General features: G+C 40.0%; 17 protein-coding genes and 1 riboswitch. Of the genes, 8 read left to right on the forward strand and 9 right to left on the reverse strand.

The genetic code is table 11. The annotated features are described in order from the left end of the window. The first annotated feature begins 83 nt into the window (after nucleotides 1-83). From mnmL to E2L03_RS04495, 3 genes are read left to right on the forward strand one after another with little or no spacing between them, the layout of a single operon-like run. Complete coding sequence (gene mnmL, locus E2L03_RS04485) at nucleotides 84-1,034, forward strand: tRNA modification radical SAM protein MnmL/YtqA (protein WP_134258621.1); 951 nt, start codon at nucleotides 84-86, stop codon at nucleotides 1,032-1,034. Beyond that, on the forward strand, nucleotides 1,031-1,603 hold the full coding sequence (gene mnmM, locus E2L03_RS04490; protein WP_095150544.1) for a tRNA 5-(aminomethyl)-2-thiouridylate-methyltransferase MnmM: 573 nt from the start codon (nucleotides 1,031-1,033) through the stop codon (nucleotides 1,601-1,603). Before mnmL ends, mnmM begins: the two co-directional genes overlap by 4 nt. Before the next feature lie 15 nt (nucleotides 1,604-1,618). Then, nucleotides 1,619-2,185 (forward strand): beta-class carbonic anhydrase, encoded by a 567-nt coding sequence (locus E2L03_RS04495; RefSeq protein ID WP_038482090.1) that lies wholly within the window; start codon nucleotides 1,619-1,621, stop codon nucleotides 2,183-2,185. Here E2L03_RS04495 and brfA read toward each other — a convergent pair. Together brfA and E2L03_RS04505 are read right to left on the reverse strand one after the other, a co-directional pair. Then, nucleotides 2,150-2,371: a ribosome rescue factor BrfA gene (brfA, locus tag E2L03_RS04500; protein WP_038482093.1), complete on the reverse strand. Its 222-nt coding sequence runs from the start codon at nucleotides 2,369-2,371 to the stop codon at nucleotides 2,150-2,152. The genes E2L03_RS04495 and brfA overlap by 36 nt on opposite strands. Before the next feature lie 52 nt (nucleotides 2,372-2,423). Continuing rightward, complete coding sequence (locus E2L03_RS04505; protein ID WP_038482096.1) at nucleotides 2,424-3,206, reverse strand: alpha/beta hydrolase; 783 nt, start codon at nucleotides 3,204-3,206, stop codon at nucleotides 2,424-2,426. 89 nt (nucleotides 3,207-3,295) lie between these two features. On the opposite strand from E2L03_RS04505, the gene E2L03_RS04510 reads away from it, so the two are divergent. Continuing rightward, nucleotides 3,296-3,808, forward strand: coding sequence for a gamma carbonic anhydrase (locus E2L03_RS04510; RefSeq protein WP_038482099.1), 513 nt, complete (start codon nucleotides 3,296-3,298; stop codon nucleotides 3,806-3,808). 69 nt (nucleotides 3,809-3,877) lie between these two features. Here E2L03_RS04510 and metK read toward each other — a convergent pair whose 3' ends face one another. Then, nucleotides 3,878-5,077, reverse strand: a complete 1,200-nt coding sequence (gene metK / locus E2L03_RS04515; protein WP_055736184.1) for a methionine adenosyltransferase — start codon at nucleotides 5,075-5,077, stop codon at nucleotides 3,878-3,880. A 229-nt stretch (nucleotides 5,078-5,306) separates the two neighbouring features. Then, nucleotides 5,307-5,412, reverse strand: a riboswitch (SAM riboswitch). A 352-nt stretch (nucleotides 5,413-5,764) separates the two neighbouring features. Between metK and pckA the strand changes: the two genes are divergently transcribed. Then, a complete protein-coding gene (gene pckA, locus E2L03_RS04520) occupies nucleotides 5,765-7,345 on the forward strand; it encodes a phosphoenolpyruvate carboxykinase (ATP) (protein WP_038482105.1) in 1,581 nt (526 codons plus the stop codon). Nucleotides 7,346-7,361: 16 nt separating this feature from the next. On the opposite strand, the gene E2L03_RS04525 is transcribed toward pckA, so the two are convergent. After that, on the reverse strand, nucleotides 7,362-8,147 hold the full coding sequence (locus tag E2L03_RS04525) for an alpha/beta hydrolase family protein (RefSeq protein ID WP_038482108.1): 786 nt from the start codon (nucleotides 8,145-8,147) through the stop codon (nucleotides 7,362-7,364). A 106-nt stretch (nucleotides 8,148-8,253) separates the two neighbouring features. Between E2L03_RS04525 and E2L03_RS04530 the strand changes: the two genes are divergently transcribed. Genes E2L03_RS04530 through E2L03_RS04540 form a run of 3 tightly spaced genes read left to right on the forward strand, consistent with a single transcriptional unit; the run spans nucleotide 8,254 to nucleotide 10,789 of the window. After that, a complete protein-coding gene (locus E2L03_RS04530) occupies nucleotides 8,254-9,240 on the forward strand; it encodes an ABC transporter substrate-binding protein (RefSeq protein WP_134258622.1) in 987 nt (328 codons plus the stop codon). A 12-nt stretch (nucleotides 9,241-9,252) separates the two neighbouring features. Further along, on the forward strand, nucleotides 9,253-10,005 hold the full coding sequence (locus tag E2L03_RS04535; protein WP_134258623.1) for an ABC transporter ATP-binding protein: 753 nt from the start codon (nucleotides 9,253-9,255) through the stop codon (nucleotides 10,003-10,005). After that, nucleotides 9,992-10,789: an ABC transporter permease gene (locus tag E2L03_RS04540; RefSeq protein WP_055737455.1), complete on the forward strand. Its 798-nt coding sequence runs from the start codon at nucleotides 9,992-9,994 to the stop codon at nucleotides 10,787-10,789. Before E2L03_RS04535 ends, E2L03_RS04540 begins: the two co-directional genes overlap by 14 nt. Nucleotides 10,790-10,831: 42 nt before the next feature. On the opposite strand, the gene ytkD is transcribed toward E2L03_RS04540, so the two are convergent. From ytkD to E2L03_RS04565, 5 genes are all read right to left on the reverse strand, one after another. Beyond that, a complete protein-coding gene (gene ytkD / locus E2L03_RS04545; RefSeq protein WP_038482120.1) occupies nucleotides 10,832-11,311 on the reverse strand; it encodes an RNA deprotection pyrophosphohydrolase in 480 nt (159 codons plus the stop codon). A 65-nt stretch (nucleotides 11,312-11,376) separates the two neighbouring features. Next, complete coding sequence (locus E2L03_RS04550; RefSeq protein ID WP_437183214.1) at nucleotides 11,377-12,588, reverse strand: MFS transporter; 1,212 nt, start codon at nucleotides 12,586-12,588, stop codon at nucleotides 11,377-11,379. A gap of 109 nt (nucleotides 12,589-12,697) precedes the next feature. After that, nucleotides 12,698-13,189 (reverse strand): YwpF-like family protein, encoded by a 492-nt coding sequence (locus E2L03_RS04555; protein WP_134258624.1) that lies wholly within the window; start codon nucleotides 13,187-13,189, stop codon nucleotides 12,698-12,700. A gap of 20 nt (nucleotides 13,190-13,209) precedes the next feature. Next, nucleotides 13,210-13,389, reverse strand: a complete 180-nt coding sequence (locus E2L03_RS04560) for a hypothetical protein (protein WP_134258625.1) — start codon at nucleotides 13,387-13,389, stop codon at nucleotides 13,210-13,212. A 55-nt stretch (nucleotides 13,390-13,444) separates the two neighbouring features. Beyond that, the gene (locus E2L03_RS04565) at nucleotides 13,445-14,617 is read right to left on the reverse strand and encodes a MalY/PatB family protein (RefSeq protein ID WP_134258626.1); all 1,173 of its coding nucleotides are present in this window, start codon (nucleotides 14,615-14,617) and stop codon (nucleotides 13,445-13,447) included. Nucleotides 14,618-14,757 lie beyond the last annotated feature (140 nt).

Genomic DNA, 14,757 nt, shown 5'->3' on the forward strand with positions numbered 1-14,757 from the left:
TTACTCTGTAAGAAGAAGAAGAAGACTTCTAATGAAAGAGATGATACACTAATCTTATTCTTTAAAAGGCAATGGTGGTTAACATGTTCAATAGGTTACACAATAACCAAAACGCAAAACCTTATTATACGTGGAATGATCATTTGAAAGATCATTTTGGCTCAAAAGTGATGAAGATATCTCTTGATGCTGGTTTTGATTGTCCAAATCGTGATGGACAAGTTGCTTATGGAGGCTGTACGTTTTGTAGTCAGCGAGGGTCCGGCGATTTTGCTGGTGATCGAAAAGATGATTTAGTGACGCAATTTCACTCTCAAAAAGAGAAAATGGAACGAAAATGGAAAACAGACAAATACATTGGCTATTTTCAAGCCTATTCCAATACATACGCCCCTGTGGAAACGCTCCGTTCGTACTTTGAAACGATTCTCGAGCAAGAAGGAGTCGTAGGATTATCCATCGCGACTAGACCAGACTGCTTACCAGATGAAGTCGTTAACTATTTAGCTGAGCTAAATGAACGCACCTACTTATGGGTTGAATTAGGGCTTCAAACCGTACACGAAAGAACGGCAAACCTGATTAATCGCGCTCATGATTATGACTGCTATAAAGAAGGAGTGGCCAAACTTCGAGCACATGGCATTCGTGTTTGTGCTCATATTATTAATGGTTTACCTCTTGAAACAGAGAACATGATGCTAGAAACAGCGAAAGAAGTAGCTAAACTCGATGTACAAGGAATTAAAATTCATCTGCTTCATCTTCTCAAAAAAACACCGATGGTCAAACAATTTGAAAAGGGTTATGTTGAACTATTAGATCAAGAACGCTATACAAAGATTGTTGTGGATCAACTTGAAGTACTCCCGCCAACAATGATGATCCACCGGTTAACAGGTGATGGACCTGCAGATATTCTTATAGGTCCTATGTGGAGCACGAATAAATGGTCTGTTTTAAACGGTATTGAAGCAGAGTTTCAAAAGCGTTCTAGTTGGCAAGGAAAGCATTATGAAGGAGTTTCACCATGAAATTAAAAGGGGTCTTACCGTTTGCACGTACACTTTTACAAGAAGTCGTCCAACCTGGAGATACGGTCGTTGACGCAACTGCTGGGAATGGCCATGACACGCTTTTTCTCGCTACACTTGTAGGAGACACAGGCATGGTCATCAGCTGTGACATACAAGCAGATGCGATTCAAGCAACAGCTGAACGATTATCCCAAGCGAACATGGTTGAAAGAGTTGAACTTCATCAAATCGGTCATGAGCAACTTCGTCACGTGTCTGCATTTAAATCTACCGCCATAAAAGCGGCTGTCTTTAATTTAGGCTACTTGCCTAAGGGGGACAAACGTATCACCACTAAAGGAGATACAACCATCGAAGCGATTAAGCAAATCTATTGCCAGCTTACAAACGAAGGCCGCATTGTTCTTGTTATTTATCATGGGCACCCTGAAGGCAAAGTAGAAAAGGATGCAGTATTAGATTTTACACGTTCATTCCCTCAAGAAGAAGCGCATGTCGCAATGTATCAATTCGTAAACCAACGCAACAATCCACCTTTTGTGGTTGTTATAGAAAAACGAAAATAAAAGGAGCATTTAATCATGAGTAAACTAGATACCATTCTTGCATTTAATCAATCCTTTGTAGAAAATAAGCAGTATGAACAATTTTATGTTGGCAAATTTCCTCAAAAGAAGATTGTCATTCTTACGTGTATGGATACAAGACTTACCGAACTTCTTCATTCTGCAATGGATTTACGTAACGGCGATGCAAAAATTGTAAAAAATGCCGGTGCTGTTATTTCTCATCCATTTGGAAGTATTATGCGGAGTATTCTTGTTGCCATTTATGAGTTAGGTGCAGAAGAAGTTTATGTAATCGGGCATTATGGTTGTGGTATGACAGGTCTTTCTTCAGAAGGCGTACTTCAAAAAGCAAAAGATCGTGGTATAAAAATGGATCATATTGATTCCTTGCGCTATGCAGGTGTGGACATTGACACCTTTTTAACAGGATTTGAAGACGTGACAGATAGCGTAAAACATAGTGTGGATTTAATTGTGAACCATCCATTATTACCGAAGGATGTCAGTGTTCACGGACTTGTTATCAGTCCAGAAACTGGTAAATTAGACGTTGTGCAGCGAGACCTTCGTCCAAACTAAAAAAAACTCGTCGCTTTCATCAAAGCGACGAGTTTTTTGTCTTTGTTGCTCCATATATTCTTGTTTTGTTTTTGTTTTTCTCGTCGCTAAATCAGTCATTGCATAAACGCCTCGATTGAGTGCTGGATTACGCTTCCCCTCACGTATGCGTTTTTCTCGCTGCTTTTTTGCTTTTGATTTACTCACAGTGTATCACTCCTCTACCTTCATTATAACAAAGGAGAGAAGAGGAAGAAAGTCATCGAATAAGCATGTTTACAAATCCAATCGTATAGCGAAAAACCTCTTCTTTTTCCGGCTCGTTGTAAAGCTCGTGATAGAGACCGTTCCATTCTTTTACCATTTTATGACTAACATCTAGGTGATTAAACCACGTGAAAGCGGCACTACTATCAACAACCTGATCATCACCTGCAACCAATAATAAGATAGGAATATTCGGCACCTTTTCCGGATAACGTCTCGTTTGGAGCATCGCTTTTGATAGTTCATGATACCAACGCGCCGATACTTTTGTAACACGTAAAGGATCTTTGGCATATTCCTCACGAACGATCTCACTGCGAGTCGTAAGCTCTGGTTTTAAACCTGATTGCATACTAAACGTTGGTGCCACATGGTTCAATACTTTCGCAGCTGCCTTTTTTGGTGGAGAGACAGGCATATGTAACTGTAAGCATGGCGCAGACAACACAACGGCCTCAATAAATGAATTATCCCTTTCAATTAACGTGCGAATGGCAATTAATCCACCCATACTGTGACCAACAAGGACAATCGGCAATTGTTTCGAACGTGCTTGCTTTAACCAACGATCAACTGTTTTTATGTATTGTTTAAATGAATCAATATGCCCTCGTTTTCCTCTTGATTCTCCTTGACCTGGTAAATCACCAATTAAGCAGTCAAAGCCGTGTAAGTTCCATTTTTCAATTAACCAATGATAGCGCCCACTATGCTCACCTGCACCATGGACAATGACAGCTACTCCTCGGGGTTCTGGCACTTCAAAATAACGCACGACATTTCCTCCTTATCTAGCTATTCTGTCTTACGTACGATAAAATTAGTATAGCTGATTTTATCCCTTTTAGGAAAGGACAGGTTTCGATGATTTTACCATATCACACTAAAAAACCGCTTATTGATTCAACGGTTTATGTGGCAAGTAATGCGGTTATTACCGGAGACGTTGAAATTGGTGCGTATTCAAGCATTTGGTTTCATTCCGTTATCCGTGGCGATGTGGCACCCACTCGCATTGGAAAACGTGTAAACATTCAAGATCAATCCATGCTTCATCAGAGCCCCAATCGAACGCTTCTTATTGAAGATGATGTAACCATTGGTCATCAAGTGACACTACATAGTGCGATTGTTCGTAAACGCGCGCTCATAGGCATGGGGTCTATTGTTCTTGATGGCGCAGAAATTGGTGAAGATGCTTTTATTGGTGCTGGGAGTTTAGTTCCACCAGGAAAAACCATCCCCCCAAACACCCTTGCACTAGGGAGACCGGCAAAAGTCGTACGAGAGCTAACTGAAGCGGATCGAAAAGATATGGAACGAATTCGCACCGAATATGTAGAAAAAGGTCAATATTATAAACAAGTCGATCATTAACATTCATCCTTACATACAACTTAAAAAACCAGCTCCTCAATGATGGTTGAGGAGCTGGTTTTTTTGGTTTTAGGCTTCTGCTTTTAGTACTTCTGCTTTATCTGTTCTTTCCCATGGAAGTTGCACGTCTTCACGGCCAAAGTGACCATAAGCAGCTGTTTGCTTGTAAATTGGACGGCGCAGATCAAGCATTTTAATAATGCCAGCTGGACGCAAATCAAAATGTTTTCTTACAAGTGATACAAGGGTTTCTTCATCAGCTTTACCAGTGCCAAATGTATTAATGGAAATCGAAACTGGCTGTGCTACACCAATTGCATATGCAAGCTGTACTTCACAAGATTCTGCAAGGCCTGCAGCAACAAGGTTTTTTGCCACATAACGAGCAGCATAAGCGCCTGAACGATCGACTTTTGTTGCGTCTTTACCTGAAAACGCACCACCACCATGACGAGCAAAACCGCCATAAGTATCAACTATAATTTTTCTTCCTGTTAAGCCAGCATCCCCTTGAGGTCCACCAATAACGAATCGCCCTGTTGGATTAATAAAGAATTTCGTTTTCTCATCCATTAATTCAGCAGGAACAACAGCTTTAATAACGTGCTCTTTAATATCTGCTTGAATTTGTTCCAATGTTATTTCTGGTGCGTGCTGTGTAGAAATAACAATTGTATCTACACGAACCGCTTTATCATTTTCATCATATTCAACCGTTACTTGTGTTTTACCATCTGGTCGTAAATAATCTAAGGTTTCGTTTTTACGTACTTCACTTAGACGAAATGCTAATTTATGGCTGAGTGAAATTGGAAGCGGCATAAGCTCCTTCGTCTCGTTTGACGCAAAACCGAACATTAACCCTTGGTCTCCTGCACCAATAGCTTCAATTTCTTCATCTGTCATTTGCCCTTCTCGTGCTTCTAACGCTTGATCCACACCTTGAGCAATATCTGCAGATTGTTCATCAATTGACGTAATAACCGCACAAGTCTCTGCATCAAAACCATACTTTGCACGCGTATAGCCAATCCCTTTAATCGTTTCGCGCACTACACTTGGAATATCAACGTAAGTGCTCGTTGTAATTTCTCCTGCAACAAGAACCATGCCCGTTGTTACTGATGTCTCACACGCAACACGCGCATTCGGATCTCTCTTTAAGATTTCATCAAGGATCGCATCAGAAATTTGGTCACAAATTTTATCTGGGTGCCCCTCCGTAACTGACTCTGATGTAAATAAGTGCTTTCCTCTTTTTTCAGACATTTAAAGTCCTCCCTTTATTCCGAACTCTCGCTCGGAAGCATCTAGTATTCTAAAAACTAAAAACGAACAAATCAGATCTGATTTTAGTAAGTAGGCTAAAGGCATCTTATGCCCCCGGACACATAATCGCAACTTATCCGTATCGTTTTTATCTTATTGTGCACGTATGTTTACAAAAAGAAAAAGCTCTTTTCTACATGAGAAAAGAGCTGACTTATCTATCGATCGCCTCTTATCTCCCAGAACAAAGATGTTCTGCAGGTTAGCACCTTTTCACGGAAGTGATGGTTGCTGGGTTTCAAAGGGCCTGTCCCTCCACCTTCTCTTGATAAAAGCGTGATGTTATCTGTTTTAAAAAGCAGTATAACTTTACCTATAAACATCCTTCACCATACCATCCTGTTCAACGCACATGGTTATAGAACAAAGTGACGTTTAATGGAATAATGTAAATCAATTAATAGGCTTCGCTTTGTTCGTTTTCGGACATTAGCATAACATAGTTTACCTGACTTTAAAAGAGGAAAGGCAGTAGAGCAGATTTCTTTTTTTATTGCCAATCCATTACTACACTTGCCGACAATAAATTACGTATCATTTTTTAAAAACATCTCTCACTTTAGTATGGATTAATTAATATAATGTGTTATACTAATACCACGAACACTGACCTAAAAGGAGCCGATTATGAAAATAGTAAATGGATCAAAACAATTAGAACAGTTGCTTTCTAGCCCTAAAACGATTCATCAGCTACCTGTTCCAGCTTTAGTAGAGCGAGCACTAATGAATCATGAAGGTGAACTGACAAACACTGGTGCGCTATCTGTTCAAACGGGTACGTACACGGGTCGCTCTCCAAAAGATAAGTTCATCGTCGATGAGCCGAGTGTTCGTACGACAATCGATTGGGGTTCAGTCAATCAACCCATCTCTCAAAGCACATTTAAAGCGCTTTACGAGAAAGTGTTATACTATTTACAACAAAAGGATGTTCGATACGCTTCTAATGGATTTGTAGGAGCAGATCCAGCTTATCAACTTCCCATCACATACGTTAATGAATTTGCTTGGCATCACCTGTTTGCACGTCAGCTTTTTATTCGTGAAGGTCAACCTGGAAAAAGTAATCAAGAGCCGTTCACCATTGTAAGCGCACCTACTTTTAAGGCAAATCCAACGATTGATGGCACCAATTCAGAAGCATTTGTTATCATTTCCTTTGAAGAGCGCGTTGTTTTAATTGGTGGAACCGAATACGCTGGCGAAATGAAAAAATCGATGTTTTCCGTAATGAATTATTTAATGCCAGATGAAGATGTGCTACCAATGCACTGCTCAGCTAACACAAATGAAAATGGAGAAACAGCCCTTTTCTTTGGCTTATCCGGAACTGGTAAAACAACGTTATCCGCTTCTACTCACCGTTCACTTATTGGCGATGATGAGCACGGGTGGACAGAAGCAGGTATCTTCAATATTGAAGGCGGCTGCTACGCTAAGTGCATACATTTATCACAGGAGCAAGAACCACAAATTTGGAATGCGATTTCGTTTGGTGCTGTACTCGAAAATGTTGCAGTAAGTGAAGGAAAGCCTAATTACGATGACGCACATTTAACAGAAAATACAAGAGCCGCGTATCCAATTGAAGCCATACCGAATGCATTAAAACCTAGTGTTGCCGGTAGTCCGACTACAATTATATTTTTAACTGCCGATGCGTTTGGGGTATTGCCTCCCATCAGTAAACTAACAAAAGAGCAAGCTATGTATCACTTTTTGTCTGGATACACAAGTAAATTAGCAGGAACCGAAAGAGGCATCACTCAACCAGAAGCCACATTCTCTACTTGTTTTGGTGCACCCTTCTTACCAAGGAAGCCTGAAACGTATGCGTCTATGCTTGGAGAAAAAATCGAAGCAAACGATGTTGACGTATTTTTAGTAAACACTGGCTGGACTGGGGGAAGTTATGGTACAGGGAGCAGAATGAAGCTACGCTACACTAGAGCGATGGTTGAAGCGGCACTTCAAGGAGAACTTAACCAAGTTGAAACGGAGACAGACCCTATTTTTGGACTCCGCCTACCATCTCGTTGCCCTGGTGTCCCAGATGAATTGTTAAATCCTCGAAATGCTTGGGTCGACAAAGCTGCATACGACAAAACAGCTAACGCTTTAGCAAGCAAATTCGCAGACAATTTCGTTCGTTTTTCTTCGGCTAAAGCAAGTATCCAACAAGCAGGGCCAACGGTACCAAATTAAATAATAAAAGAGTAGATTACGGTCTACTCTTTTTTTGCATCCAAATTGCAGCTTTTTTTAGTATTGCAGCCTGTGCTCTCGCAGGGAAATGGTGTTCATAATTTGGAAAAAGCCATGTTTCGACTTGCTGCTGTCTGGCTTCTGGAATGGAATCTAATAGTTGATAGACGTGCTCATTCGAGACATGTTGATCCTTTTCACCATGTATTAATAAGAGTTCTGGTGAAAAGGAGTGAAGGTGTTTTAATGGTGTTCTTGCTTCATAACGATCTGGATACTTCCATGGTGTTCCACCGATTACACGTTTCATCATTTTCCTTAAATCAATCCGCTCCTCATAAGTAAGCACCATATCCGTAATACCGTTCCAAGACGTGACCGTTTTGGTTTGTGGGCGATATAAGCCTGTCCAAAGAGCCATAATGCCACCCCGTGAGAAACCGACAACATGAATGCCCTTTTCACTCGCAACAAAAGGATGTTGCTCAAGTAAATCAAATCCATTGATGGCATCAAATCGATCGTCCCCACAGAAATCTTCTCGTCCTTCACCACCACGATTTCCTCGATAATAAGGAGCGAATACAACAAAGCCCTCACTCGCCCATTGAATAATTCTCTGATGTCTTACCATTCCAACCGTTTTAATCCCACCTCTTAAGTAGAGTAACCCAGGTAGCTCTGTTTCATTGATTGGCTCAGCCATTAAACCGATAACGTTAAGGTCATTGCTTTTATACGTTACTTCAAACAAATGGATCTTCCTACTAGGTGAGGGTACTCTTATTTTCTCAATGATCATAACACCCTCCTTTTAGGCATACACCCTTTTCCTTCTTAGCGCATAGTGTAACAATAAAATCTTTTTCCCGTTCTCGTTCTAACCATAACATGTAAGGAGTGATTCGATGAAACGATTGCTTGCTTTTCTATCTGTCGCTTGTTCACTCGTCTTCATAGCAGGCTGTCAGTCAGATGGCCCAACAAAAACGCTTGAAGTCGCAGAAGTCACACGTTCTGTCTTCTATGCACCATTATACGTGGCCCTCTCAGAAGGATTTTTTGAGGAAGAAGACCTTTCCATCGAATTAACCACAACTTGGGGCGGCGACAAAACGATGACAGCTTTATTATCTGGGGGTGCTGACATCGCACTTGTTGGGTCTGAAACCTCTATCTATGTTGCTGGTCAAGAAGCAACTGACCCTGCTATTAATTTCGCTGCATTAACGCAAACCGACGGCACTTTTCTCGTTGCCCGTGACCAAGTGGATTCATTTCAATGGAGCGACTTAAAAGGAACCACTTTTTTAGGTCAACGCAAAGGTGGAATGCCGCAAATGGTAGGGGAATTTGTTTTAAAGCAACATGATATAAATCCTCGAAACGATTTAACACTTTTGCAAAATGTGGATTTTGGCAACATTCCTAGTGCCTTTGCTTCTGGCACAGGTGACTATGTTCAATTGTTTGAACCTCAAGCCTCTACATTTGAGAAAGAGGGTCTCGGTCATGTCATCGCTTCGTTTGGCGCAGAATCTGGTCGTGTTCCCTATACGTCTTTTATGGCAAAACAAAGCATGATTGAAAAAGATGAAGATGCACTGATACGCTTTGCCAGTGCTATTTACAAAGGCCAACAGTATGTAGAAAAAGAAGACTCTACCACTATAGCCATGTCCATTCAAACCTATTTTGAAGATACAGAACTAGACATTCTCACTAGCGCGGTAGAGCGATACAAAGACCAGGGCTCATATGCGACAGATCCTTTATTAACTGAGGAAGCATGGGCTACATTACTCGCTATTATGGATGAAGCAGGCGAACTCCCACTTCATGTTCCATTTGATGAACTTGTTAATACAGCCATTGCTTCGAAGTCAATGGAATAGAGGAGGGAAATCATGTCAGATGTCTCAATTGATTCAGTCTCCTTAACCTATGTAAATGAGTCTGGCGCATTTCCCGCCCTGGAAAATGTCTCATTAACGATTAAAGAAGGAGAATTTGTTTCCTTTATTGGCCCAAGCGGATGTGGGAAAACGACTCTGCTATCGATTATTGCTGGCTTACTTGAGCAAACTAGTGGTTCCCTTCATATAAAGAATAAGGATTCAATTGGCTATATGTTGCAACACGACTATCTATTCCCATGGTTAACAATTGAACAAAACATGACCCTTGGGCAACGGATTCAACGAACCCATAATGAAGTCTCTCACCGGAAAGCGCTCCGGTGGCTTGAACGATTCGGTCTGTCCGATAAGAAATCCGATCTTCCTAAAGCTTTATCTGGAGGGATGAGACAACGTGTCGCATTAATTCGTACACTAGCAACCGATCCTTCTCTCATTCTTCTTGATGAGCCTTTTTCAGCATTAGATCAACAAACAAAATTAAAATTAGAGGATTTAGTTTCAAACACATTAAAAGCAGAAAAGAAAACCGCTATCCTCGTTACTCATGATATTAGTGAAGCCATAGCGATGAGCGATCGTGTCATTCTCTTTTCACCTCGTCCGGGTAAAGTTGCTCAAGTCTTTACGATTCCTCAAGACATTCGGGCATGTACGCCATTTGAAAGTAGACAGCATAAAGATTTTCAAGACCAGTTCCAATTAATATGGAAGGAGCTGGATCGGTTTGAATCCAACTAAATTACATGAGCAATTTGTTCTGGAAAAGAAAAAAGAAAAGCGCTTTGTGAGGGTAACCCAAGTTACCATTATTGTTGCTCTTATTGCCTTATGGGAGCTTGCCTCACGCATCGCATGGATCGATCCTTTATTATTCAGTATGCCGTCACGCATTGTTACATTGCTTTATGAACACATAACAGCTGGAACTTTATGGATTCATGCGTCTGTTACAATGTTTGAAACGATCGTTGGCTTTTTACTTGGAACGATTGTCGGCACCTGTTTGGCTGCTTTACTCTGGTGGTCAAGACGATTATCCACCATTCTTGATCCGTTTCTAGTCATTCTTAATTCTATGCCGAAAGTAGCAATTGGACCGATCTTGATCGTTGGTATTGGTCCTAACATCGGTTCCATTATTGCTATGGGCATGCTTGTGTCTGTTATTATTACCACTATGGTTGTGCATACAGCATTTAAAGAGGTTGACGAAAACTATATAAAAGTTCTTCAAACGTTCTCTGCCTCAAAAAAACAAATCTTTTTCAATGTCGTTTACCCTGCATCGATCCCTGTCATTATTTCCACCTTAAAGATGAATGTTGGTCTCGCATGGGTCGGCGTCATTGTCGGCGAATTTCTTGTCTCAAAACAAGGGTTAGGCTATTTAATCATCTATGGCTTCCAAGTATTTAACTTTAACCTTGTATTCATGAGTTTACTTGTTATCGCTATATTAGCCACCATTATGTATATCTTCGTTGAATACATTGAGAAAAAGATGACAAAATACAACATTTAGCGCCCTTAAATGAGGGCGTTATTTGCTTGTATAGAAAGATTTTCAAGTAAACAAGCCAATTGAAATGGCGTATTGAATTGCTTGGGGTACAACCTCATCTTGCATAATTGGACTGAATCGATTATCAGCTTTCATTCCAATAGGAAATTCGTCGATCAGCTTTACTCCATTTGTTTCGAATCCAGAAGGGGTTTCATCAAACCGTTTTACCTGAACAGCGTAAATAGATTTATAAAATACCTCTTGTGGATCTTGAACTTCATATTGACCTATATAGGAGATCCACTGGGCATAACCACCTGTTTCTTCCCATAGTTCACGCCTGACCGCTGCCTCAATCTCTTCATTGGCTTCCACTTTACCACCTGGACATTCATATCCTCTTGCTTTATGATCCGTTAAAACCCATGAACCTTGATACCGTGCAATAATAAGCACATGTTTTGGAGACGAAGTAAACGGTACTTCCTCCCCAAGTACAAGGTTTACTATATAGCCTTTCTTGTCCTGAAACGTTTGCATGGTACCCTCCTACTTTTACAGTGTGTCTCGTAAATTATAGAGGAAAAGCCAATTGAATTCTAACCTTACCATGTTTGCTTTTCTTTTTTCTCCGGTCGTATCCCCCATAAAACAAGCAAAATGGTAAGCAAAATCACAAATGCATTACCTGTGAATGTTATGAAATGATTCCCCTTCATGAAGATTGCAAACAATGGTGGGCCTGCCGCAACCCCAATAAATCGTGTACTATTGTAAAAAGAAGAAATAGACCCTCTCTGCTCTGCAGGTATTCCTTCTGTCACAAAGGCATCTAAACTAGGTAACGTAGCACCTATACCAATACCAGCTGCAAATAATGCTGTTAACATCATATATAATTCCTTATTGAACGAAATGACAAACACAGCTAGAGTGAGAAGAGATAGCCCACCAACCGTTAACCACTTCATCTTTAGCTGATCTTGTCCAATTCCTTTTCCAGCTACATAAGAAGTTAAACACAACGCAAGTAAAGGGAATGCAAGCATTACCCCCTTTTTCACACCATGAATGTGATGCGTCTCTTCTAAAAAAGTTGATAAGTAAAAGAGAATTCCAAAGAGAATGTACATAAGAATGCCACCAGTAATAAAGACAGTGTATAACCAACGACCTTCACGTTTAAAAATTTGCTTGACTGATTTCAGGAATTGCTTAAATTTCTTAGGTTTTTCTTTTTGCGGAGGCGTCTCAATAAAAAACCACACCATTATAATGGAAATCGCACAAAAAACAGGAAAAGCAAAAAATGGCAAATACCAAATTATTGAAGCAAGTATAGCTCCAAATATCGGGCTAAGTACTTTTCCAAACGTATTAGAAGTCTCAATAATGCCTAAGCCTTCACTCACTTCTTGTTTCTTTTTAAACAAATCCCCAACAAATGGCATAACAATTGGTGCTGCCCCTGCGGCACCAATGCCTTGCAACAATCGGCCAATAAAAATAATCCAATACGAATGGTCTATTTTCCACGCAGCTAATCCTGCTACAAGACCTCCAATTCCTGCTAAAAACAAACTCGGAATGATCACTTGTTTACGCCCGATATGATCTGATAAATAACCTGCAATTGGAATAAAAATGATTGCTACTACTGAGTAAGCGGTTATTAAAAGGCTTACCATAAAAGAACTGACATCTAACTCATTTCCTATTTTTGGGAGAACAGGGATAAGCATTGAATTACCTAATGTCATGACGAGGGGTACAGATGATAATGACAACAATCCCCACATCTTTTTTGAATTTTCCACGTTGTTCTTAGACCCCTTTTTTCCATGAGATACATGTAGTATGAGCAAACAGGAACAACGTATACACAATAGAAAAAGCCTGCTATCATAAATGACAGCAGAGCTATTATTAGTGGAGATGGTATTTTTCACTTTTCTTTAGTTGATCGTATACTTCTGCAATCGTTTTGTCTGAGTATGCATCTAGCTTTTCAACACGACTTTTATATTCGGATAAAAGTGATTCACGCTGAATGCCTTCTTCTAAAATATCCTCAAATACGTCTTCTAGAACATCATCCCGTCCTGAAACGATTCTTCCTTTCAAGATAATGCTTTTTCCTTCTTTTAAATCCGTAATCGATTCAATAGACGTAATCATAACTGCTGGATGATTGTCTTTGCTCGTAATGACGACACTCACCAGAATATGATGCTCCGCTTCTTGCTCTCGTTCAAATAAACGAGCATCCTCTTTGGAAATAACAGCATCAATAAACCACGTATGCTCTTCATTCTCCATATTAATAATAAGTCCCTCATAAAGCGGAATGGGTTCCTGAGTTACCTTCCCTTCCTGCCCATCAATTACTTGCATTGCGTATAGCTTGAACGTCTTCATAAAACGCCCCTCTTTCTACATTATGAGCTTTTTATTTCCTTAAACACTTGCTGAAGATGGTTTGACACAACCCATTTAAGCAACTCGTGTTCTTTTTCCACTAACTCTCGTTGCAGCTGATCTACACATTCCTTTTCAAGTTCGTCAAGCAAATAATAAGAAGGGTTTATCATTTTACTAACCGACTCCTCTTCACTCATTCATCCTGCAAGCTTGTCCATTCATGTATTTCGCTAAAAGATCGCACTTTCCTGCTTAAAACTGCTTTTGATTGTAGGCTCTATGAAGTTGATCGAGTGCCTTCATTAAGGTTTCTCTTGATGTAGCAAGATTCATTCGCTCGTAGTGTTCGGCTTCCTCACCAAAGATCGGTCCATGATTTAAGGCCACTTTTGCCTCTTCAAGTAACCATTTTTTTCGTTCTTCTGCTGTGAAACCAAGCTCTTTGAAATTCATCCATAATAAATACGTTCCTTGAGGTTTCATTAATTGGATCTTTGGCATATGCGTACCGATATAATCGTCCACCAATGAATAATTCTCTTGAATATAGCGCATTAATTCCTTTAACCACGGCAATCCATGATCGTAGGCAGCTTTCGTAGCAACTTGTGAAAACATATTCGCACCAACAAAGGTATTTGCTAGTACTTGACGGTATTTAAGTCGAAGAGCTGGATCCTGTATTACAACATAAGCACCTTGTACACCAGCCAAATTAAACGTTTTTGTTGGTGCTAACGCTGTAAAAACACGATTTTCAAACGCTTCATTTACAGATGCAAACGGTGTATGGCTGTAACCATCAAACAATAAATCTGCATGAATTTCATCAGAAATAACATATACATTATGCTTTTGACAAATGGATGAAAGCTTACTTAATTCCTCTTTCGTCCATACTCGACCACCTGGATTGTGGGGGTGACATAAAATCAACATTTTTGTTTTTTCTGTTATCATTGATTCAAGACCATCAAAATCCATTTTATACAATCCATCTTCTAAAAGCAGAGGATTTTTGACAACGTTGCGATTATTCTTTTCAATCACATCATAAAACGGATAATAGACAGGCGTCTGAATAATAATATCGTCTTCTTCTTCACTAAATGTTCGAATTAAGTTGCTAATGGCTGGAACAACGCCAGTTACATGAACGATATCAGATTCTTGAATCGTCCAGTTGTACCTGTTTGTAAGCCAGTTAACAATGGATTGATTTACAGCAGGAGAAGCTGCAGTATATCCATAGACCCCATGTTCTACTTTTTCTTTTAATGCATCAATAACAGGTTGAGGTGCTTTAAAGTCCATATCTGCTACCCATAGTGGTAGCAAGCCCTCTTGACCAAACCGATCTTTGGCACCATCCCATTTCATTGAATCCGTTCCAACTCGGTTAATGGTTTCATTAAAATGACTCATCTACATGCTGCTAACGCAGACTCCCTCCTACTCACTCTATATTATATATACAGTGTAACATAAACAGCGATAACGGTCGGTGTTCAGGTTTCTTAAAAAATGATACACTATCAAAGTCGTTTAGAACAAAAGAAAGGAGT

Source organism: Shouchella oshimensis (assembly GCF_004375095.1).
In the GTDB taxonomy this organism is placed as follows: Bacteria; Bacillota; Bacilli; order Bacillales; family Bacillaceae_D; genus Shouchella; species Shouchella oshimensis.